17 protein-coding genes and 1 other RNA gene are annotated in these 20,595 nt (G+C 67.0%); 10 read left to right on the forward strand and 8 right to left on the reverse strand.

Annotation, left to right across the window (positions count from 1 at the left end):
- Positions 1-90: 90 nt before the first annotated feature.
- Positions 91-714 (reverse strand): YitT family protein, encoded by a 624-nt coding sequence (locus AC1DNE_RS01615; protein ID WP_476840893.1) that lies wholly within the window; start codon positions 712-714, stop codon positions 91-93.
- A gap of 130 nt (positions 715-844) precedes the next feature.
- On the opposite strand from AC1DNE_RS01615, the gene AC1DNE_RS01620 reads away from it, so the two are divergent.
- The 7 genes from AC1DNE_RS01620 to AC1DNE_RS01650 all read left to right on the forward strand — a co-directional run bounded on the left by AC1DNE_RS01620 (position 845) and on the right by AC1DNE_RS01650 (position 10,760).
- The gene (locus AC1DNE_RS01620) at positions 845-3,043 is read left to right on the forward strand and encodes a glycoside hydrolase family 3 N-terminal domain-containing protein (RefSeq protein WP_476840894.1); all 2,199 of its coding nucleotides are present in this window, start codon (positions 845-847) and stop codon (positions 3,041-3,043) included.
- A 126-nt stretch (positions 3,044-3,169) separates the two neighbouring features.
- Positions 3,170-3,373, forward strand: a complete 204-nt coding sequence (locus AC1DNE_RS01625) for a cold-shock protein (protein ID WP_441470030.1) — start codon at positions 3,170-3,172, stop codon at positions 3,371-3,373.
- A gap of 828 nt (positions 3,374-4,201) precedes the next feature.
- Positions 4,202-5,215: an ArsR/SmtB family transcription factor gene (locus AC1DNE_RS01630; RefSeq protein WP_476766268.1), complete on the forward strand. Its 1,014-nt coding sequence runs from the start codon at positions 4,202-4,204 to the stop codon at positions 5,213-5,215.
- Positions 5,215-6,126: a methylenetetrahydrofolate reductase [NAD(P)H] gene (gene metF / locus AC1DNE_RS01635; protein WP_441469719.1), complete on the forward strand. Its 912-nt coding sequence runs from the start codon at positions 5,215-5,217 to the stop codon at positions 6,124-6,126. Before AC1DNE_RS01630 ends, metF begins: the two co-directional genes overlap by 1 nt.
- 5 nt (positions 6,127-6,131) lie before the next feature.
- Positions 6,132-9,884 carry a methionine synthase gene (metH, locus tag AC1DNE_RS01640; RefSeq protein WP_476840895.1) on the forward strand — a complete coding sequence of 1,251 codons (3,753 nt, stop codon included), beginning with the start codon at positions 6,132-6,134 and terminating at the stop codon, positions 9,882-9,884.
- 123 nt (positions 9,885-10,007) lie between these two features.
- Positions 10,008-10,316 (forward strand): alkylphosphonate utilization protein, encoded by a 309-nt coding sequence (locus AC1DNE_RS01645; protein WP_441469717.1) that lies wholly within the window; start codon positions 10,008-10,010, stop codon positions 10,314-10,316.
- A 12-nt stretch (positions 10,317-10,328) separates the two neighbouring features.
- Positions 10,329-10,760: an N-acetyltransferase family protein gene (locus AC1DNE_RS01650; protein ID WP_476840896.1), complete on the forward strand. Its 432-nt coding sequence runs from the start codon at positions 10,329-10,331 to the stop codon at positions 10,758-10,760.
- A gap of 18 nt (positions 10,761-10,778) precedes the next feature.
- Here the strand turns inward: AC1DNE_RS01650 and AC1DNE_RS01655 are convergent, their stop codons facing one another.
- From AC1DNE_RS01655 to AC1DNE_RS01680, 6 genes are all read right to left on the reverse strand, one after another.
- Positions 10,779-11,720, reverse strand: a complete 942-nt coding sequence (locus AC1DNE_RS01655; RefSeq protein ID WP_476766272.1) for a sensor domain-containing diguanylate cyclase — start codon at positions 11,718-11,720, stop codon at positions 10,779-10,781.
- An 82-nt stretch (positions 11,721-11,802) separates the two neighbouring features.
- Positions 11,803-13,035, reverse strand: a complete 1,233-nt coding sequence (locus tag AC1DNE_RS01660; RefSeq protein ID WP_441469714.1) for an ABC transporter permease — start codon at positions 13,033-13,035, stop codon at positions 11,803-11,805.
- Positions 13,032-13,796, reverse strand: coding sequence for an ABC transporter ATP-binding protein (locus AC1DNE_RS01665; protein ID WP_441469713.1), 765 nt, complete (start codon positions 13,794-13,796; stop codon positions 13,032-13,034). Before AC1DNE_RS01665 ends, AC1DNE_RS01660 begins: the two co-directional genes overlap by 4 nt.
- A 166-nt stretch (positions 13,797-13,962) precedes the next feature.
- A complete protein-coding gene (locus tag AC1DNE_RS01670; RefSeq protein ID WP_441469712.1) occupies positions 13,963-15,624 on the reverse strand; it encodes an efflux RND transporter periplasmic adaptor subunit in 1,662 nt (553 codons plus the stop codon).
- A gap of 107 nt (positions 15,625-15,731) precedes the next feature.
- Positions 15,732-16,520 carry an N-acetylmuramoyl-L-alanine amidase gene (locus AC1DNE_RS01675; RefSeq protein WP_441469711.1) on the reverse strand — a complete coding sequence of 263 codons (789 nt, stop codon included), beginning with the start codon at positions 16,518-16,520 and terminating at the stop codon, positions 15,732-15,734.
- Positions 16,521-16,695: 175 nt separating this feature from the next.
- Positions 16,696-17,445 (reverse strand): TerB family tellurite resistance protein, encoded by a 750-nt coding sequence (locus tag AC1DNE_RS01680; protein WP_441469710.1) that lies wholly within the window; start codon positions 17,443-17,445, stop codon positions 16,696-16,698.
- 429 nt (positions 17,446-17,874) lie between these two features.
- Here AC1DNE_RS01680 and AC1DNE_RS01685 point away from each other — a divergent pair, with 429 nt between their 5' ends.
- Positions 17,875-18,477 (forward strand): lytic transglycosylase domain-containing protein, encoded by a 603-nt coding sequence (locus tag AC1DNE_RS01685; protein ID WP_441469709.1) that lies wholly within the window; start codon positions 17,875-17,877, stop codon positions 18,475-18,477.
- Between the two features lie 223 nt (positions 18,478-18,700).
- Positions 18,701-19,106: RNase P RNA component class A (gene rnpB, locus AC1DNE_RS01690), an RNA gene on the forward strand.
- 196 nt (positions 19,107-19,302) lie between these two features.
- On the opposite strand, the gene AC1DNE_RS01695 is transcribed toward rnpB, so the two are convergent.
- On the reverse strand, positions 19,303-19,725 hold the full coding sequence (locus AC1DNE_RS01695) for an organic hydroperoxide resistance protein (protein ID WP_441469708.1): 423 nt from the start codon (positions 19,723-19,725) through the stop codon (positions 19,303-19,305).
- 146 nt (positions 19,726-19,871) lie between these two features.
- Here AC1DNE_RS01695 and AC1DNE_RS01700 point away from each other — a divergent pair, with 146 nt between their 5' ends.
- Positions 19,872-20,336, forward strand: a complete 465-nt coding sequence (locus AC1DNE_RS01700; RefSeq protein ID WP_441469707.1) for a MarR family winged helix-turn-helix transcriptional regulator — start codon at positions 19,872-19,874, stop codon at positions 20,334-20,336.
- Positions 20,337-20,595: the final 259 nt, after the last annotated feature.

A 20,595-nucleotide genomic window follows, 5' to 3' on the forward strand; every position in this document is an offset into this window, starting at 1 on the left:
GTCTCGCCGTTCGCTTCCTGTCAGTTTCCTCGGCTGAGTCGCATGTCGGACGATGGGGCGCAACCTCCCGAACGACAGGGCGCCCTTCCGTCAGGAGATCGCCATGTAGCGGCCCGGCTTATGGTTCATCGCCAGGATGGCGTTGAGGACGAGCGTGCCGACCAGGGACAGGGCGACCTTGTCCAGCGGAAGCACGAAAAGGGCGGCGGCGAAAATCGCTGCGTCGATGCCGAGCTGGACCCAGCCGGCGCGCAGACCGTGGCGCTCCTGCAGGTAGAGCGCGAGGATGTTGACCCCGCCGATGGCGGTGCGGTGGCGCGCGAGCGCCAGCAGGCCGAGCCCCATCGCGACACCGCCGGCGATGGCGGCATAGAGCGGCGCTACCGCCTCGATCCGGAACCAGCCCGGCGTCGCCCAGACGAAGAGCGAGATCAGCGCGACGGCCGCGACGGTGCGCAGCGTGAAGGCGAAGCCCATCCGCCGGAAGGCGAGCCAGTAGAACGGCAGGTTGATGACGAAGAACAGCGGGCTGAAATCGGCGCCGGTGGCGAATTGCAGCAGCAGGGCGAGCCCCGCCGCTCCGCCGGTCAGCAGGGTCGCCTTGGCAAAGAGGACGATGCCGATGCTGATCATCAGCGTGCCCAGCGGAAGGGCGAGCAGATCCTCGTAGAGACGGTGCTGCTGCGGCATGGCGGCGATGGCGGTCTGGGACATGGCGAGCCCTGTATCGGCTGGAGGCTGCGAGCGCCAGAGGCTATGCAATGGTCGAGCCAGGAGGCCGGGGAACCATTCCGTGGGGCACAGACTTCTCCTACTTCCCGCGTTCCTCGGAGAGATGTTCTTGATGCTTTTGCGGCTCGTCGCGGCCCTCCTGCTGCTGATCCCGAGCGGCATCGCATTCGCCCAGCAGCCCGTCGCCTGGAAAACCGGACGCGAGGCGCGCGAGATCGAGCGCAAGGTCGATGCGCTGATCGGGAGGATGACGCTGGCGGAAAAGGTCGGCCAGCTCCACCTCTCGGGGCGCGGCGAAGGTTTCGACGTCAATCAGGTCCGCAGCGGCGAGATGGGCGCGGTGATGAACTTTGTCGTGCCGGCCGAGGTTCTGGCGGTGCAGAAGGCCGTGCGCGAGAGCCGGCTGAAGATCCCGCTGATCATCGGGCTCGATGCGGTCCATGGCTTCTCCACCTACTTTCCGCTGCCGCTCGGGCAGGCTTCGAGCTGGAACCCGGAATTGATCGAGCAGGCCGCTTATTGGACGGGGCGGGAAGCCTCGGCCGCCGGCATCAACTGGACCTTCGCGCCGATGGTCGACATCTCGCGCGATCCACGCTGGGGCCGTGCGCTGGAGGGGGCGGGCGAGGACGCCTATCTCGGTGCCGTCGTCGCGGCGGCACGCACACGCGGCTACCAGCGTGGCGGGGTGGCGACGACGCCGAAGCACTTCGTCGGCTATGGCGCCGTTGAGGCGGGGCGCGACTACAACGCGACCTGGATCCCGACGAGCCAGCTCTTCGACCTGCATCTGCCACCGTTCAAGGCCGCCTTCGAGGCCGGTGCGATGACGGCGATGGCGGCTTTCACGGCGCTGAACGGCGTGCCGACGACGGCGCATAAGGGCATGCTGACCGATCTCCTGCGCGGCCGCTGGGGCTTCCGCGGCTTCGTCACCTCCGATTTCGGCTCGATTACCGAGCTCAGGCTGCATGGCATCGCCCGCGACGATGCCGAAGCTGCGCGCAAGGCTCTGCTCGCCGGCATCGACATGGACATGATGGGCGACGTCTATCACAAGCACCTCGCCGGCGAGGTACGCGCCGGCCGCGTGCCGGTGAAGGCGGTGAACGAGGCGGTGCGGCGGGTGCTGCGCGTCAAGTTCCATCTCGGCCTGTTCGAGAGACCCGATGTCGATCCCGCCGCCGCGCAGAGCCTGATGCAGACGCAGGCCGCCCGCGAGGTTGCGCTGCAGGCGGCGCGCGAGGGTGCGATCCTGCTCAAGAATGCCGATGAGACGCTGCCGATCCGCGAGACGGTGAAGTCGGTCGCCGTGATCGGCGCCATGGCGGTGCCGGAAGACGAGCGGGTCTGGACCGATCCGGCGGGGCTCGGCCGGCGCGTCGTCGCCCCCCTGCCGGACGCGCTGCGCGAGCGGCTGCCGAGGGAGGTCTCGGTTGCCTACCAGCCCGCCTTCACCAAGAACTGCGGCACGGAATTCGCCGACAAGGAGGCCGCGATCCGCGCCGCTGCCGAGAGCGATCTCGTCGTCGCGATGCTCGGCGAGGATTGCGAGTTCATCGGCGAAGCGGCCTCGCGCACCAAGCTGGACCTGCCGGGCGTGCAGCAGGAACTGCTCGAGGCTCTGGTCAAGACCGGCAAGCCGGTGGTTCTGGTGCTGGCGACGGCCCGGCCGCTCATCCTGACCTGGGCGAACGACCATGTCGCCGCGATCCTGCAGACCTTCCACGGTGGTACGGAGGGGCGGACCGCGATCGCGGACATCCTGACCGGGCGCTACAATCCGTCGGGGCGCGTGCCGATGAGCTTCCCGCGCTCGGTCGGCCAGATTCCGGTCTATTACGGCCAGCTTCCCTCCGGCCGGCCGGAAAAGCCGGGCGAGCGTTACGCGTCCATCTTCATGGACGAGCGCAACGAGCCGCTCTACCCCTTCGGATACGGGCTCTCCTACAGCCGCTTCAGCTATGCCAATCCGCGCGTTTCGGCCTCGTCGGTGCGGCGCGGCGGCGCGGTCGAGGTGGCGGTCGACGTCACCAATACGGGTGCGCGCGACGGGCAGGAAGTGGTGCAGCTCTATATCCGCCAGCCCGTTGCGAGCCTGTCGCGTCCGCTACGTGAGCTGAAAGGCTTCAGGAAGGTCATGATTGCTGCCGGAGAGACGAAAACTGTGCGATTCAAGCTGGAGGCCTCAAGCCTCGGGGCCCATGACGAACAGGGACGTTATGTCGTCGACCCCGGCGAATTGGAAATTTACCTCGGCGGATCGTCCCGCGCGGCAGCAATGACACAAGTCGTCGTGTTAAGGTCTTGATCGAATATTTGATTCGTCTGCATCGTGTTTAATCTCGACAAGTTTCGGTTTTCGGTGAATCCTTCCGTTGCCGGCTTGCACGCCATGGCGTGCGGGCCGGTGGGCGCGGCTTCGAGGGATGTGGCGATGGCGACCGGAACCGTAAAATGGTTCAATACTGAAAAGGGGTACGGCTTCATTCAGCCGGAGGAAGGCGGCAAGGACGTGTTCGTCCATATTACTGCCGTCAAGGAAGCCGGTATGATGACGCTGACGGAAGGGCAGAAGGTTTCTTTCGAGCTGAAGACCGAACGCGGCAAGACCGCAGCGGGCGATCTGAAACTGCTCTGAACGTTTCCTGCTGCAAGGAAGAACCGCCTGCCGCGCGCGGCCAAGGCCGCGGCAGGCGCTCGCTGACATCGAAAGACCGGAGCGACGTTGACCGCCGTATTTCCGGGGTCGTGGTTTTGCTTACTTTTCTGGATAGGCGCGCCGAAAGCCCCGCCCAGGCCCAGCCTGCGGGGTTTCAGGCTTGAGCATCCGAGGGATGCGCGGATGCCTTGCGGCGTTCGCAGTGGACGGTTGCGCGCCGATGTGGTGTCGATGTCGAATGTCGCACAGCGATGACCTCGCGCTGCCCGGCTGCGCGCACGGGCATCTGGGGGGCGCCCGCTTGGACGCCCGGCGAGCGCGGGGAGTTGCCTGCTCGGCCAGCGCGAACTCGCCACCTACGCGCTCATCGCATCAGAGCTTTCTGGTGCGATCGTGAATAGATCGATCACCGTTATCGCGTCTTATCGGACGCGCGGCGATCGAGCGGATCCGCAACGGCGCGGGATGCGAAACCCGCAGTTCCCTCCGGCCTACGATGCCTCGCGAAGCCCCTCCGTCGGATAGGACGCGCGCAGGATAGGCATGGGTCCCGCGTCGGCGCCGCTGTGCAGCTTATCCGGGATAGCGTCGTGGGAGGAAATAGCGACCAGGCTCGGAACAGGCGCGACCCCTCATCCGTTAGCGCCACCCGCTGCCGCCTTCTCCCGCCAGGGGAGACGTGAAGCATTGCCCCTGCGGCTCGTTCCGTGGGTCGTCCTGTTTTCCGCACGACAATCCGCTTGCACGAACGATGCTCTCGATATAAAGATATCTTTATATCTTTTTTCGAGCAAGGGAGGCGTTTGCGTGCGGCAGCCGACGGCATTGTCTTCCGATGTGCTTCTCGCAGGTCTCAGGGCCGCAGGCGAGGAGACGCGCCTGCGCATCCTTGCGCTCCTGTCCGAGGGCGAGCTTTCCGTTTCCGACCTGACCGACATTCTCGGCCAGTCGCAGCCGCGCATCTCGCGCCATCTCAAGCTCCTGGCCGAGGCCGGGCTCGTCCGACGGTCCCGCGAGGGGGCCTGGGCCTTCTTCCGGCTCGATGAGACCGGGCCGGGCGGGGCTTTCGCCGCTTCGCTCGCCGCCTGGCTCGACCGCGCCGATCCGGTGCTCGCGGCCGATCGCGAGAGGTTGGCTTCCGTCCGGGCGAACCGCGCCGAGGCAGCGCAGAGCTATTTCGCCAGCGTCGCGCGCGACTGGGACCGTTTGCGCGGCCTGCATGTGCCCGACCACGTCGTCGAGGCGGCGGTCGAAGAGGCCGTCGGCGAGGGGACGCCGGGCGCGATGCTCGATCTCGGCACCGGCACCGGCCGGATGCTGGAGCGGATCGCGCCGAAATTCGGCCGCGCCGTCGGCGTCGATGCCAACCACGCGATGCTCGCGGTTGCGCGTGCCAATCTGGAGCGGGCGGGGCTGTCGCGCGTCGAACTCAGGCAGGGCGATATCTATGCGCTGCCGTTCGCGCGCAACTCTTTCGACCTCGTCGTCGTCCATCAGGTGCTGCACTTCCTCGACGATCCCGGCCGGGCCGTGCGCGAGGCCGCGGCCATGCTGGCGCCGGGCGGACGGTTGATCGTCGTCGATTTCGCCCCGCACGACATGGAATTCCTGCGGACCGAGCATGCGCATCGCCGGCTCGGCTTCTCGCGACAGCAGATCGCCGGCTGGTTCGCGGAGGCCGGTCTCGCCTGCGATCTTTCCCGCGAAGTCACCCTGGCCGATGGCGGCTCCGGGCAGTTGCCGGTCATGCTCTGGCGCGGGCGCGACCGGCGCGTGCAGTCCGATCCGCCAGCCCGCATGATCAATCTCGAGGTTGCGTGATGAATGCCTTTCGCCCTAGCCGGCACGGTTCGCGCCGTCCCCGCGTCTCCTTCGAGTTCTTCCCGCCGAAGACGGCGGAGATGGAGGTCGCGCTGTGGGAGAGCGTGCGCCGGCTCGAGCCGCTCGGCCCGAACTTCGTCTCGGTGACCTATGGCGCTGGCGGCTCGACCCGTGAGCGCACCCATGCCACGGTCAAGCGCATGGTCGAGGAGACGGCGCTGAAGCCGGCCGCGCATCTCACCTGCGTTTCGGCCTCGAAGGCCGAGATCGACGAGGTCATCCGCTCCTATTGGGATGCCGGCGTGCGCCATGTCGTGGCACTGCGCGGGGATCCGGCCGGCGGCCTCGGCACCACCTATGAGCCGCACCCGGACGGCTATCACCAGACTTCGGACCTCGTCGCGGGCTTGAAGCGTATCGGCGATTTCGAGGTGACGGTCTCGGCCTATCCGGAGAAGCATCCGGAAGCCGCCTCGCTCGATGCCGATATCGATGCGCTGAAGAAGAAGGTCGATGCCGGCGCGACGCGGGCGATCACCCAATTCTTCTTCGATAACGACGTCTATTTCCGCTATCTCGACAAGGTCCGCGCTGCCGGCATCGAGATCCCGATCCTGCCGGGCATCGTTCCCGTCCAGAACTTCAAGCAGACCGCGAATTTCGCGCGCAAGACCGGCGCCAGCGTGCCGCAATGGCTGGCAGACCGCTTCGAAGGGCTGGAGGATGATCCGGCGACGCGTCGTCTGGTGGCGGCCGCCGTTTGCGCGGAGCAGGTGCTCGACCTGATCGATCGCGGCGTCTCCGACCTGCATTTCTACACGATGAACAAGGCCGACCTCGTCTACGCCATCTGCCATCTCGTCGGCTTGAAGCCCGAGAAGCCGGCGGCGCAGGCGGTGGCGGCGGAGTGAGCCTGATGTCCGACTTCATTCCCGCTCCCGTCGATGGCGCCGAGATCGAGCGCTCGCTCCGCCAGGCCGCGCGCGAGCGCATCCTCGTGCTCGACGGCGCGATGGGCACGCAGATCCAGGACCTCAAGCTCTCGGAAGCGGATTTCCGCGGCGAGCGCTTCAAGGGCTTCAACCACGACCTCAAGGGCAACAACGACATCATCGCGCTGACGCAGCCCGATGCGTTGCGCGACATCCACCTCGCCTATTTCCGGGCGGGCGCCGATATCGTCGAGACCAACACCTTCTCCGGCACTTCGATTGCCCAGGCCGATTACGGCATGGAGGCGTATGTCCATGAGCTGAACGTCGAGTGCTCGCGCATTGCCCGCGAGGCCGCGCTGATCGCACAGAAGGAGGACGGGCGCCGCCGCTATGTCGCGGGTGCCATCGGCCCGACCAACCGCACGCTCTCGATCTCGCCCGATGTCAACAATCCCGGCTTCCGTGCCGTCACCTTCGATCAGGTCCGCGAATCCTATGCCGAGCAGGTGAGGGGGCTGATCGATGGCGGTTCCGAGCTGCTGCTGATCGAGACGATCTTCGACACGCTCAACGCCAAGGCCGCGATCGTCGCGATCGAGGAGGTGTTCCGCGCCAAGGGCATCCGCCTGCCGGTGATGATCTCCGGCACGATCACCGACCTTTCGGGCCGCACGCTCTCCGGCCAGACGGTCGAGGCCTTCTGGAATGCCGTGCGCCACGCCGCGCCGCTGACCGTCGGCCTCAACTGCGCGCTCGGCGCGCGCGAGATGCGGGCGCATATCAAGGATATGTCCCGTGTCGCCGACACGCTGATCTGCGCCTATCCGAATGCCGGCCTGCCCAACGAATTCGGCCTCTATGACGAACGGCCCGAGGCGACCGCCAAGATGCTGGCGGAGTTCGCCGATGCCGGCTTCGTCAATGTCGTCGGCGGCTGCTGCGGCACCACGCCGGGGCATATCGAAGCGATCGCGCAGGCGGTGGCCGGCAAGGCGCCGCGCCAGATTCCCGAGACGAAGCCCTATCTGCGCCTTGCGGGGTTGGAGCCCTTCACGCTCGACGAGACCATCCCCTTCGTCAACGTGGGCGAGCGCACCAATGTCACCGGCTCGGCCAAGTTCCGGAAGCTGATCACCGCCGGCGACTATGCCGCGGCGCTTGATGTGGCGCGCGACCAGGTCGCCAACGGCGCGCAGGTCATCGACATCAACATGGACGAGGGCCTGCTCGATTCCGAGAAGGCGATGACCGAGTTCCTCAACCTGATCGCCTCCGAGCCCGACATCTCGCGCGTGCCGATCATGGTGGACTCCTCGAAGTTCCCGGTGATCGAGGCGGGCCTCAAGACGATCCAGGGCAAGCCGATCGTCAACTCCATCTCGATGAAGGAGGGCGAGGAGGCGTTCCTCGAGCATGCCCGCATCTGCCGGCAGTACGGCGCGGCTGTGGTCGTGATGGCCTTCGACGAGACCGGGCAGGCCGATACCTATGCCCGCAAGATCGAGATCTGCACGCGGGCCTATAAGCTGCTGACCGAGAAGGCCGGCTTCCCGGCTGAAGACATCATCTTCGACCCGAACATCTTCGCGGTGGCGACGGGCATCGAGGAGCACGACAACTACGGCAACGACTTCATCGACGCGACCCGCGCGATCCGCGAGACGCTGCCGCATGCCCATATCTCGGGTGGCGTGTCGAACCTCTCGTTCTCCTTCCGAGGCAACGAGAAGGTGCGTGAAGCCATGCACTCCGTGTTCCTCTACCACGCCATCAAGGCGGGGATGGACATGGGCATCGTCAATGCCGGCCAGCTCGGCTCTTACGACGATCTCGATCCCGAGCTGCGGGAGCTCTGCGAAGACGTCGTTCTCAACCGCCGCAAGGATTCGACCGAACGGCTGCTGGAGGCCGCGCCGCGCTTCAAGGGCGATGGTTCTGTGGCAGCATCAGGCAAGGATCTCGCCTGGCGCGAACTCCCGGTCGAGAAGCGGCTGGAGCATGCGCTGGTCGCCGGCATCACCGAATTCATCGATGTCGATACGGAAGAAGCCCGCCTGAAGGCGGAGAAGCCGCTGCACGTCATCGAGGGACCGCTGATGGCCGGCATGAACGTGGTCGGCGACCTGTTCGGCGCGGGCAAGATGTTCCTGCCGCAGGTGGTGAAGTCCGCTCGCGTGATGAAGCAGGCTGTCGCCTATCTCATGCCCTTCATGGAGGAGGAGAAGCGCCTCAACGGCGGCTCCGAGCGCGCCGCTGCCGGCAAGGTGCTGATGGCGACGGTGAAGGGCGATGTCCACGACATCGGCAAGAACATCGTCGGCGTCGTGCTCCAGTGCAACAATTACGAGGTGATCGACCTCGGCGTGATGGTGCCGACGCAGAAGATCCTGGAGACGGCGCGCAAGGAGAAGGTCGACATCATCGGCCTCTCCGGCCTGATCACGCCCTCGCTCGACGAGATGGTGACGGTCGCCTCCGAGATGGAGCGCGAAGGCTTCGACATCCCGCTCCTGATCGGCGGGGCGACGACGAGCCGCGTGCATACGGCGGTGAAGATCCATCCGGCCTATGAGAAGGGCCAGACGGTCTATGTCACCGACGCCTCGCGCGCGGTCGGCGTTGTTTCGAACCTGCTCTCGCAGGACCAGAAGCCGGCCTATGTCGATGGGCTCAAGGCCGAGTACGCCAAGGTCGCCGACGCGCATCGCCGCTCGGAGGCGGACAAGCAGCGCCTGCCGCTGGCCAAGGCCCGCGCCAACGCCTTCAAGCCGGATTGGGCCAGCTACGTGCCGCCGAAGCCGAGCTTCCTCGGCACGCGCGTCTTCCGGACCTACGACATCGCCGACCTCGTGCCGGTGATCGACTGGACGCCGTTCTTCCAGACCTGGGAGCTGAAGGGCCGCTTCCCGGCGATCCTGGAGGACGAGAAGCAGGGCGAGGCGGCGCGCGCGCTCTGGGAAGATGCGCAGGCGATGCTGAAGCGCGTCGTCGAGGAGCGCTGGTTCAACCCGAAGGCGGTGATCGGCTTCTGGCCGGCCAATGCCGTCGGCGACGACATCCGCCTCTATACCGGCGAGAGCCGGCAGGAGACGCTCGCAACCTTCCACGGCCTGCGCCAGCAGCTCTCCAAGCGCGACGGCAAGCCGAACATGTGCCTCTCCGACTTCGTTGCGCCGGAAGGCGGAGCGCCCGACTATATCGGGAGCTTCGTCGTCACGGCCGGCGCGGAGGAGGAGCGCATCTCCGAGAAGTTCGCGCGCGACAACGACGACTACCGCTCGATCATGGTCAAGGCCCTGGCCGACCGCTTCGCGGAAGCCTTCGCCGAGCGCATGCACCAGCTCGTGCGCAAGGAGTTCTGGGGCTACGCGCCGGACGAGGCGTTCAGCAACGAGGATCTCATCCGCGAGGAGTATCGCGGCATCCGCCCGGCGCCCGGCTATCCGGCCCAGCCCGACCACACCGAGAAGGAGACGCTCTTCCGGCTGCTGGAGGCGGAGCGGCGCGTCGGCGTGAAGCTGACCGAGAGCTATGCGATGTGGCCGGGCTCCTCGGTCTCCGGGCTCTATCTCGCCCACCCCGACGCCTATTACTTCGGCGTCGCCAAGGTCGAGCGCGATCAGGCCGAGGATTATGCGGCGCGCAAGGGGATGAGCATCGAGGAGGTCGAGCGCTGGCTCGCGCCGATCCTCAACTACGATACCGCCGCCTATCGGCTTCAGGCGGCGGAGTAGGGCAGGGGCGGCCAGGGCGGCGGCTCTTTATTTCTACAGATGGAGTTTGTTGAATTTCCGGCCCGGCTCGTATAACCGAGCGGGGCCGGGCTGTCCGGCATCCCTATGGCGGACTGAGCGGTCATGACCGACGACAACGACAACTACGTCTATGACGAGGCGACGGGCGAGTGGCGCCCTGCTTCCGAGGCGGCGGCGGCCGCTGCCGCCGCGGCGCACGTCGAAGTGCGTGATTCCGCCGGAAATGTTCTGGCGGATGGCGATTCCGTCGTGCTGATCAAGGATCTGAAGGTCAAAGGTGCCGGCCAGACCCTGAAGCAGGGCACGGTGATCCGMTCGATCCGGCTGACCGACAATCCTGAAGAGATCGACTGCCGCCACGACGCGATCAAAGGCCTCGTGCTGCGCACCGAATTCGTCCGCAAGCGCTGAGGCGGGGGCTCGGTGATCCGGAAAGCGACCCTTGCCGACCACGCGCGCATCCATGCCATCCGCATGGGCGTGCGCGAGAACGTCCTCAGCGATCCCTCGCTGGTGACGCCCGAAGAAGTCGACTGGTATCGCGAACACGCCATCTTCCTGGTTGCGGAGGAGGCGGGCGAGATCGTGGCCTTCACCTGTGCCAACCATCAGAGCGGTCTGGTCTGGGCTCTGTTCGTCGACCCCGCGCATGAGGGGCGCGGCCATGGCCGGGCGCTGCTGGACGCGGCGCTCGCCGAATTGAGGGCGGCAGGGCATGCGCAGGCGTGGCTGACGACGGGATCGGGTACGCGGGCCGAGCGCTTCTATCGGCGCCATGGCTGGCGCGAGATGGGCCGGTCGATCGACGGGCAGATCGTGTTCATCCGGGCGTTGGCGGAGGCGGACGCCAGCTGAGCCGCGACGAAGCTCCGATCAGGCCGAGGCGGCCCTGGAGCGGATTGCGGTGACCGGCCCGTCGAAGACGCGGACGCAGTCGCCCCCAGCCATGCCGGCGACATGGAGTGCGGCTTCCGCCTCGGCGAGGATTTCCTGCTGCTGGCGAAAGCGGTCCGCCATCACCAGCGCGGCGCCGATCGACAGCTTGAAATCGAGCACGAGCGCGCCGTGCGAGACCGGGCGGCAGAGCAGGCGGCGTGTGCCGTCGAGCACGGTGCCCAGATAGTGCCGGTCACCGGGCATTTGCAGCAGCAGGGCGAAGGCGCCAGGTCCCGCCGGATCGATCGCCAGCGCATCGGGGAAGAGCCGCTTCAGCCGCTCGGCGATGCCGCGCGTGAGCGTATCGCTCGCCGCCTTGCCGAAATCTTCGACCAGGTTCTGGAAACGGTCGATCTGGAAGATCGCGAGGGCGAAGCGGTCGGGACCGGAGCGCCGGTCGTGCCTGATCTGCCGTAGCGTGTCGGCGAAGCTGTGCGGCAGGGCATGGCCGGTGAGCGGTTCGCTGCGCGCCATGCCGGCAAGCTCGGTCCAGAGCCCCTTTTCGGCGGTGACGTCCTGCTTGGAGCCGAAGATGCGGAGCGGTCGGCCATGCTGATGGCCGACGCCGACGACAAGACGCATCCAGCGCCTCTCGCCCGTCGCTGCCTTGATCCGGCAGTCCAGCGCGAAGCCCTGACCGGTGCGGATGGCAGTGCTGCGCAGCCGGTTCATGTCGCGGCGCGACTGGTCCTCGTAGAGGTCCAGGGTCGCGCTCCGGTAGATGGCCGAGCCGCGCTTCAGGCCGAAGAGGTCGTAGACGCCGTCGGTCCAGCTCAGCGATTCATTGGAGAGGTTGCATTCCCAGGCGCCGATGGAGGCCGTGGCGGCGGCGCGATCATAGAGGGGACGGGTCGCCGCGATGAGCTGCTGGCTGTTCAAGACGCCCCTCCTGTGCCGATGTGGCAACCCTAAGCCCGGTCCGTTAAGGGACCTTTGCGTTACATGCGCGGCGGCTGGAATTTCATTCGCGCCGCAACGCCTCGATCGGATCGAGCCTTGCGGCCCGCTGCGCCGGGTAGAAGCCGAAGAAGACGCCGATCAGCCCGGAGACGCCGACCGCGATCAGGATCGTCTCGATCGAGATCACCGAGGGCCAGCCGGCGACATGGGCGATGGTGAGCGCGGCCGCAATGCCGAGCGCCACGCCGGCCGCGCCGCCGATGGTCGCGAGCGTGGTCGCCTCGATCAGGAACTGGATCAGCACCGCGCTCTGGCGAGCCCCGACCGCAAGCCTGAGGCCGATCTCGCGGGTGCGCTCGGTCACCGAGACCAGCATGATGTTCATGATGCCGATGCCGCCGACCAGCAGCGAGACGGCGGCCACTGCCGCGAGCAGCCAGGACAGGGTGGTTGCGGCGGCTGTCGCGGTGTTGGCGATCTCGGTGAGGTTGCGGACGATGAAGTCGTCGTCCTGATCCTCCATCAACCGGTGGCGCTGGCGCAGCAGGGCGGTGACCTCGGCGATGCCGGGATTGATCGCCTCCTCGTTCGCGAACTTCACCATGATGCTCTGCACCGAGCGGTCGCGGGCATAGTTGCGGCCGACGATGCGGCGCCGGCCGGTATCGAGCGGCACGAAGATGACGTCATCCTGGTCCTGCCCCAGCGCCGACTGGCCCTTGGGTGCCATCACGCCGATGACCTTGAAGGGCACGTTGCGGATGCGGAACTGCTGGTCGAGCGGGTTCTCCTCGCCGAAGAGATTGCGCGCCACGGTCTGGCCGATGACCGCGACGATCTCGCCCTTGCGCAGTTCCTCGGGCTCGAACAGCCGGCCGTCGGCGAGATCCCATTCGCGGGCGGCGAAGAAATCGAGATTGGTCGCGGTGATCTGCGTCGACCAGTTGGTGCCGGCATAGACCGCCTGGGCGCGGGTGACGATGACGGGCGCGGCGGCGGTGGTGTCCTCGACTTCCTTCAGGATCGCGGCGGCGTCCTCGTCGGTCAGCGTCGAGGAGGCGCCGGCGCCGAGGCGCACGCCGCCCTGGGTGACGTTGCCGGACTGGATGATCGCGAGATTGGCGCCGAGCGACTTGATCTGTCCGGTGACGCGCTCGCGCGCGCCGGAGCCGATCGCGACCATGGCGATGACGGCTGCGACGCCGATGATGATGCCGAGCATCGTCAGCGCCGAGCGCAGCGCATTGGCGCCGATTGCGGAGAGGGCCGAGCGGAGGGCTTCGACGAGACTCATGCGGCGGCCTCCGGCAAATCCATCTCAGGCAAGGCGACGCCGGCATCGAGCGCTTCCAGCGCAGTGCGAGCGTCGGCCGGCTCCTGCCTGATATCGCTGAGCAGATGTCCGTCGCGAAAGCGGATCAGCCGGCGCGCATGGCGGGCGACCTCGGCGTCATGCGTGACGAGGACAACGGTGACGCCTTCGCGGTTCAGATCCTGGAAGAGCGCGAGGATTTCGAGCGCAGTACGGCTGTCGAGCGCGCCGGTGGGCTCGTCGGCGAGCAGGAGGCGCGGCTGGTTGACCAGTGCGCGCGCAATGGCGACGCGCTGCTGCTGGCCACCGGAGAGCTGCATCGGGCGGTGATGGGCGCGCTCGGCCAGGCCGACACGCCCGAGCGCCGCAAGCGCGCGCCGGCGCCGCTCGGCCCGCGCCACGCCGGCATAAACCATCGGCAGTTCGACATTGGCACAGGCATCGATGCGCGGCAGCAGGTTGAATTGCTGGAAGACGAAGCCGAGCTTGCGGTTGCGCAGCTCGGCCAGGCCATCGCTCGACAGCGTCTCGACCGCGACGCCGTCGAGCACGTAATGGCCGGCGCTCGGCCGGTCGAGGCAGCCGATCAGGTTCATGAAGGTCGACTTGCCCGAGCCGGATGGCCCCATCACGGCGACGAGGTCGCCGGCCTCGATCGTGAGCGAGACCCGGTCCAGCGCCGTGACGCGGCCGGAATCGAGATCGTAGACACGGGAAAGGTCGCGGGTTTCGATCAGGGGCATGGTGCGTGCTCCGATCGACGCCTACACTCAGTGCTCGTCCCGAGGCGAGCCGCAGGCGCGTCTCGAAGGATGTTCCAGATGTTTCCGGAAACACCCCGACCATCCTTCGAGACGCCGCTGCGCGGCTCCTCAGGACGCGGGCTACACATGTGATCGCGGGCTGTCATCAGAACAGCCGCGGCCCGCGCGGGCGGGAGGCGGGCGGTTCGGGTGCCGCCGTGGCGCGTGGGCCGCCCCCGGTCACGATCTGCATGCCGTCCTTGACCTCGCCGCCGAGAAGCTCGGTGAAGGCGCCGTCGGTCGGCCCGAGCATGACCGGCACCGGCTTGGGCTGGCCGGCGTCGTCGAGCACATAGATGCGTCCCGGAACGCCCTGGGGCGGGGCGGCGCGTCCTTCCTGCATGATCGCCTCGAACTTGGCGCGGCGCTCGGGGTCGAGAACCGCGCCGATCTTGGCGACGAGCTCGTTGCGCGCCGTGCGGATGGCGGCGCGGCGCTCCTCCGGCGAGAGGCCGGCCATCGCCTCGCGACTGCCGCGGCGCTCCTTCAGGATTTCGGCGATCGCCTGCTTCTGCTCCGCCGTCGGCTGCAGCTCGGTCTCGATCCGCTCACGCAAGGCCGCAGCGGCGCGCGGGCCGCGCTCGCTCGCCGAGCCATCGGAAGCGGGACCGGCGCCGGAGGGAGCGGATGGCGCGAGCGCGGCGCCGGCGGGGCGGAAACGCAGCGCGGCATTGGGCACGCGCAGCGCTTCGGAGCGGTCTTCGGTCACGACCTGAAGATTGGCGGTCATGCCCGGCAGAAGCGCCATGTCGCGGTTCTCGACCCGCACGACGCCGGTATAGGTCACGACGTTCTGGATGGTCTGGGCGCCGAGGCGAACCATCTCGACCCGTCCCTGGAAGGTCCGGTTGGGATAGGCGTTGACGGTGAAGGAGACCGGCTGTCTCGGCCTCAGCCGGCCGACATCGGCTTCGTCGATATTGGCGTAGATGTCGATGGTCCTCAGGTCCTGTGCGATCTGGAACAGCGTCGGCGTCGAGAGCGAGGCGGCGACCGTCTGGCCGAGATCGACCTGGCGCTGCACCACGACGCCATCGACCGGCGAGCGGATATCCGTGCGCTCGAGATCGATCAGGATGTCCTTCAGCTTGGCCTCGCGGCTGCCGATCAGGGCGGTGCCGGACTGGACCTGGCCTTCGGCGAGCTGAATGTCTGCATCGAGCCCCTTGAGCTCGGCGCGGGCCGAGGCGAGCTGGGCCTCGTTCGAGGCGAGCGTCGCGGTCTGGATCTCGACCTGCGTGCGCGCGGTGTCGAGATTCTGCTGCGAGCCGGTGCTGCGGTTGAAGAGCTGCTCCTGGCGCTCGAAGGTGCGCTTGGCGTCGGCGAGTTGGGCGGCGGTGCGGTCGCGCTGGGCTTCGAGATCGCGGATGACCGAATCGGCCTTGATCCGGGCGGTGCGGGCGCGGTCGAGCTGGGCGCGCTTGACGGTGAGATCGGCTCTGGCCTGCTCGAGATCCGACTGTGCCGCGTCGCGTCGCGTCTTGATCTGGTCGCTGTTGAGGCGAGCAACGATCTGCCCGGCCTTTACCTGCGAATTGTAGTCGACGAGGATCTCGACGATCTGGCCGGAAAGCTGGGAACCGACGAGGACGGTGGTGACCGGCGTCAGTGTGCCGGTGGCGCGCACTGCGGCGGTAATGCGGCCCCGATCGAGCGCTGCGGTGCGATAGGGTGGTTCATTGGCGGCCCCGCCGGCCGGGCGCAAAGCCCAGTAGCCGCCGGCTGCTGCGAGCACGACGAGCCCCGTTCCGATCAGCCATTTGCGCAAGGTCGCTTCCCCATCCCGCCTGCGCGCGAGCGCAGTTGGCGGCGACTGTGCCAGAAAGCGGATCGGCCGGCGAGTTAACTTCCTGCAATCTTTGGGTTAGCCACCGCTCAGGCCGTGCGGGCGCCCTGCGTTGCAGCGAGCAGGTCTCGCAACGTCGTGATCGTCGAGGAATCGGCGACGCCGTCGACCTTCTCCGGCCGCCAGTGGCGCTGGAAGGCGGCGACGACGGCTTCGAGCTTCTCGTCGAAGATGCCGTCGACCGCGACGCCATAGCCGAGCATGGCGAACATCGCCTGCAGTGCCTCGACCGGCTGGCCGCTCTCGCCGCGGGCGAAGAAGCGCCCGCCCCGGATCGGGGCAGGCTCGCTCCACAGGCCGACGCCGGCCTCGGCGAAGCGCCGCCACGGGAATTTCTCGCCGGGATCGATCTTGCGCCCCGGCGCGATGTCGGAATGGGCGAGCACGCGTTCGGGGGAAATGGCCCAGCGCTCGCAGATGTCGCGGCAGAGGTTCAGCGTCGCGACGATCTGCTCCTCGGGATAATCGGGGAGGCCGCCGGGATGGCCGGGGTTGGCGATCTCGATGCCGATCGAGCAGGAGTTGAGGTCGGTCTCGCCGGCCCAGTGCGAGGCGCCAGCATGCCAGGCGCGACGGCCTTCCGGCACGAGCTGTAGCGTGTGGCCGTTCTCGAAGACGAAATAATGCGAGGAGACCTGCGAGACCGGGTTGCACAGCCACTGCAGCGCTTCGCCGGCAACCGGCATGCCGGTGTAGTGCAGGATCAGTATGTCCGGCCGGCGGCCAGGCGCGCCGTCGCGCTGCTTGCGCTCGCCGTGATTGGGGGAGGGAAAGACCTTGGCAGCGAAGCGGCTGTCGGGGGTTGCTGAGTCGGTCATGGGCCTGGCTTTAGCGCGTGAGACAATGGCGGTCGAACCACGCCGTCATCCCCGGCGACCGAAGGAAGACCCGGGGTTCATGCAGGAGCATTCGTGGGGGGCGGCATGGACCCCGGGTCGGCGCTGCTTCGCTGCCTGTCCGGGATGACGGCACGTTTTCCAAAAGGAGCAACGCTCAAGCGGGTTCGGGCGTGAGGTTGCGGCTCATTCCGCGTTCCTTCCGGATCGCGTCCCAGGCTGCGTTGATCGCCGAGAGCCGCTTCGTTGCGATGGCGATCGCCTCCTCGGGGAGGCCGCGGGCGATCTCGCGGTCGGGATGGGTCTCGGCGACGAGGCGACGATAGTGCCGCTTCAGCTCGGCATCGTCCATCTCGCGGCTGGCACCGAGGACGAGATAGGGATCATCCGCGCGCCGGACGTGGCGCGCTTCGATCCGAGCGAAATCGCGCTCCTCGATGCCAAAGATGCCGGCGACCGAGCACAGATAGGCATGCTCCGCCTCATGGATCGCGCCGTCGGCCGCGGCGATCAGGAAGAGCCCGTCGAGGACATCCTCCAGCAGTGCGGGTTCGTCCCTGAAGGCGCCCGCGATCTGCGCGGCATAGGCCTCGAAGCCGGCGCTGGTCTGCTTGGCGAGGTCGAACAGATGCTCGATGCGCTGCTGCTGTTCCGGCGGAACCTCGATGATGCGGCGGAAGGCGGTGACCTCGTCGCAGGTCACGACGCCGTCCGAGCGCGCCATCTTGGCGGCGAGCGCGACCAGACCGGTGGTGAAGACGAGCTCGCGCGGCGCCGGGCCGAAAGGCGCCCCCTCGCGATCGACCAGCACATGGCCCGCAACCGCACCGAGCAGGGCGCCGAGGGGGCCGCCCAGAACGAGCCCGAGCCCGCCGCCGCCGAGTGCACCCCAGAAAGAGGAAGCCATGAACGCAATGACCCTGGTGAATCCGAAGGGCGAATGATGTGGGGAGCCGCCGCACTGATGCAAGGGGCGCGGCTGCGGCGGCCTGACGCGCCAAAAAAGTTCCGCCGGCCGGGAATGGGGCGGCAATGGGGCGGTTCGGATGCCTGCTTGATTCGTTCTTATGGACGCCGGGCCGGCTAAGTTTTCAAGGCGACTCAATACATAAAAATACTAAATAGATAAATATAGAATAAATTCCTGTTTATGTATTGAATTGCATGTTTTTCTTAATTAATGGACAGATTATCGACATATTCGACCATCAATTGAACGCCCCCATTGGCCAGTCGTGGCGTAAGGTGGGTTCAGTTCAACATGCGGTATATCTCTGGTGGTCTCGCGGCTGTGTGCCTGATTAGCCTCTCCGGCTTGGCTTCGGCGGAGGAATTCGTGAACGCGGAAACGGACGCCAGAGCCTTCATCGTTCGCGAGGCGCAGATCGCCCGCGAGAAGGCCGAGGATGCGCAGGGCGAGCAGGTTGGTGCGGCCGCCACGAAGGCGGGCGCCAGGGGCGGGCGCAAGGCGGCGCGGATGGCCAGGGCCGAAGCGGCGCGTGCTGCCGATGCCGAGACAGAGAAGGCCGAGCCTCGCGCAAGTCATTCGCCGGCCGCTCCGGCCGGGCCCGAGGGAATCAAGGCCATCGTCGCGCGCCATGCAGCAGCCAACGGCGTGCCGTTCTCGCTGGCCGATGCGGTGGTGCGGGTCGAGAGTCGCTACAATCCGCGCGCCTCGCATGCCGGAAATCTCGGCCTGATGCAGATCCGCCACCAGACCGCCCGCGGCATGGGCTATTCGGGCGGGGCCAGCGGCCTGCTCGATGCCGAGACCAATGCCCGCTACGGCATGAAATATCTGGCGCTGGCCTACAAGCTTGCCGGCGGCGACACCTGCCGCACCATCATGAAATATCAGAGCGGCCACATGGCGACCCGGATGAGCGGCGCCAACCGCACCTATTGCGCCAAGGTGCGCACCATCACGGCGCGCAACTGACGGCTATCGTGCAGGTTCCGGGCTTGCTTCTTCTCACGCGAGCCCTCGTCCTGAGGAGCCGTTCCGTCAGGAATGGCGTCTCGAAGGGCGCTTCGGGAGGCTCCGGAACCCTCTGGAACATCCTTCGAGACGCAGCCTTTGGCTGCTCCTCAAGATGAGGGCTCGATTTCCTGGCGGCTTTCCCAGCTTGACGCCGGCCGCGCCAGCGCGCATTCCCCCCTCGCCAGTCGGCCGGACGGCCGCTCCCGCTCGCGGGGGAGGAAAGTCCGGGCTCCACGGAAACACGGTGCCGGATAACGTCCGGCGGGGGCGACCCCAGGGAAAGCGCCACAGAGATCGAACCGCCGCCGGCCATGAGCTTCGGCTCCTGCCCGTCGGTAAGGGTGAAAAGGTGCGGTAAGAGCGCACCGCGGACCCGGCAACGGGGACGGCATGGCAAGCCCCACCGGGAGCAAGACCGAATAGGGACGACGCTTTCCGCGCAAGCGGAGAGGGGCTGGTTTCTGAGCCCCGTCGTCCGGGTTGGTTGCTCGAGGCGCGCAGCAATGCGCGTCCCAGAGGAATGGCCGTCACGTCGGGGGAGCGATCCTCCGGCCATCCAGAACCCGGCTTACAGGCCGACTGGCACCTCTACCGTCGCGAATTCTGCTCCGGCGGACTCAGGCGCGGCTTTCTGCGCTTCCGGTGTTGCGGGTCGAGCCAAGCCTGCCGGCCGGCGCCTCCTTTTCGGCGCTCCCGATCGTCTCTTCAGAGCCGCGTCGTCCCGGGCGACCGCGCATGCGCTGCGTCCGGGATGACTGCGCCGTGTCGCTTGACGGCTTCGCCTCAGGCCACCGTCGTCTGGACGTCGATGTTGCCCTTCGTCGCGTGCGAGTAGGGGCAAACGACGTGGGCCTTCTTCACGAGGTCCTCGACCACGGCCTTGTCGAGGCCCGGCACCGAGACGGTCAGCTTCGCGGCGATGCCGAATCCCTGCCCGTCGTCGCGCGGGCCGATGCCGACATCGGCGCTGACCCGGGCGTCCTCAGGAATCTTCACCTTCTCCTTGCCGGCGACGAATTTGAGCGCGCCGAGGAAGCAGGCCGAATAGCCCATCGAGAAGAGCTGCTCCGGATTGGTGCCTTCCCCGCCACCGCCGCCGAGCTCCTTCGGCGTGTTCAGGACGAGCTTGACGTTGCCGGTATCGGTCGCGGCCTGGCCTTCGCGGCCGCCGGTGGCGGAACCATGGGCGGTGTAGAGGATTTTCATGGGATGCTCCTACTCTGCGGTGAACCGATGCTTGCCATTTAGATTGTGCACAATTAGATTGTCAACAATCAATTTATGCAAATGACGGGTCGGTTGATCGCGCGGGCAAATTCCGCTTTGCCTGAGCTGCTGATGATGAGGATGCGATGACGGAGCAAAGCGAGGCCAAAGAGGCGATGCCGCGGCTTGAGCAGCAGCTCTGCTTTGCGGTCTATCAGGTCGGCCATGCCTTCAACCGGGCCTATCGGCCGGTCCTCGCCGAGCTCGGGCTGACCTATCCGCAATATCTCGTGATGCTCGTGCTCTGGGAGCAGGACGGGCTGGCCGTGAAGGAGCTCGGCGAGAAGCTGATGCTGGATTCCGGCACGCTGACGCCGCTGCTCAAGCGACTAGACGCCGCCGGCATCATCCGGCGCGAGCGCGACGCGCGCGACGAGCGCCAGGTCCGCATCCTGCTGACGGAGAAGGGCGAGCGGATGCGGGAGCGGGGCCGTTGCATCCAGGATGCGATCGGGCAGGCGCTGGGGGCGACGGCGCCGGATGCAGGGCGGCTGCGCGATCAGCTCGGCCTTGTTCGCGACGCGCTGCTGGCGGCTTCCCGGGACGCTTGAACATTCCGTCTCTCACCTGAGGTGCGGCGTCGTTCCCGGGTTGACCCGGAATCCGTCGGAGGGCGCGGGTGCCTTGTGAAGGCTCCCGGATCGGCGCTGCTTTGCAGCTTGTCCGGAATGACGCTGCGCTTCCGTAGAAATTTTTCATCGCGGTCGTGCCGTGCGTCGCCGTGGCGAAGGGTGCCGCGGCGCCGAATTCCGCGCGCTTACGGATACTTAACCTTAACGAGCTGTGATGGCGGAGAGTCCCCGCAGGTGC

Source organism: Allobosea sp. 05L423 (assembly GCF_056397745.1).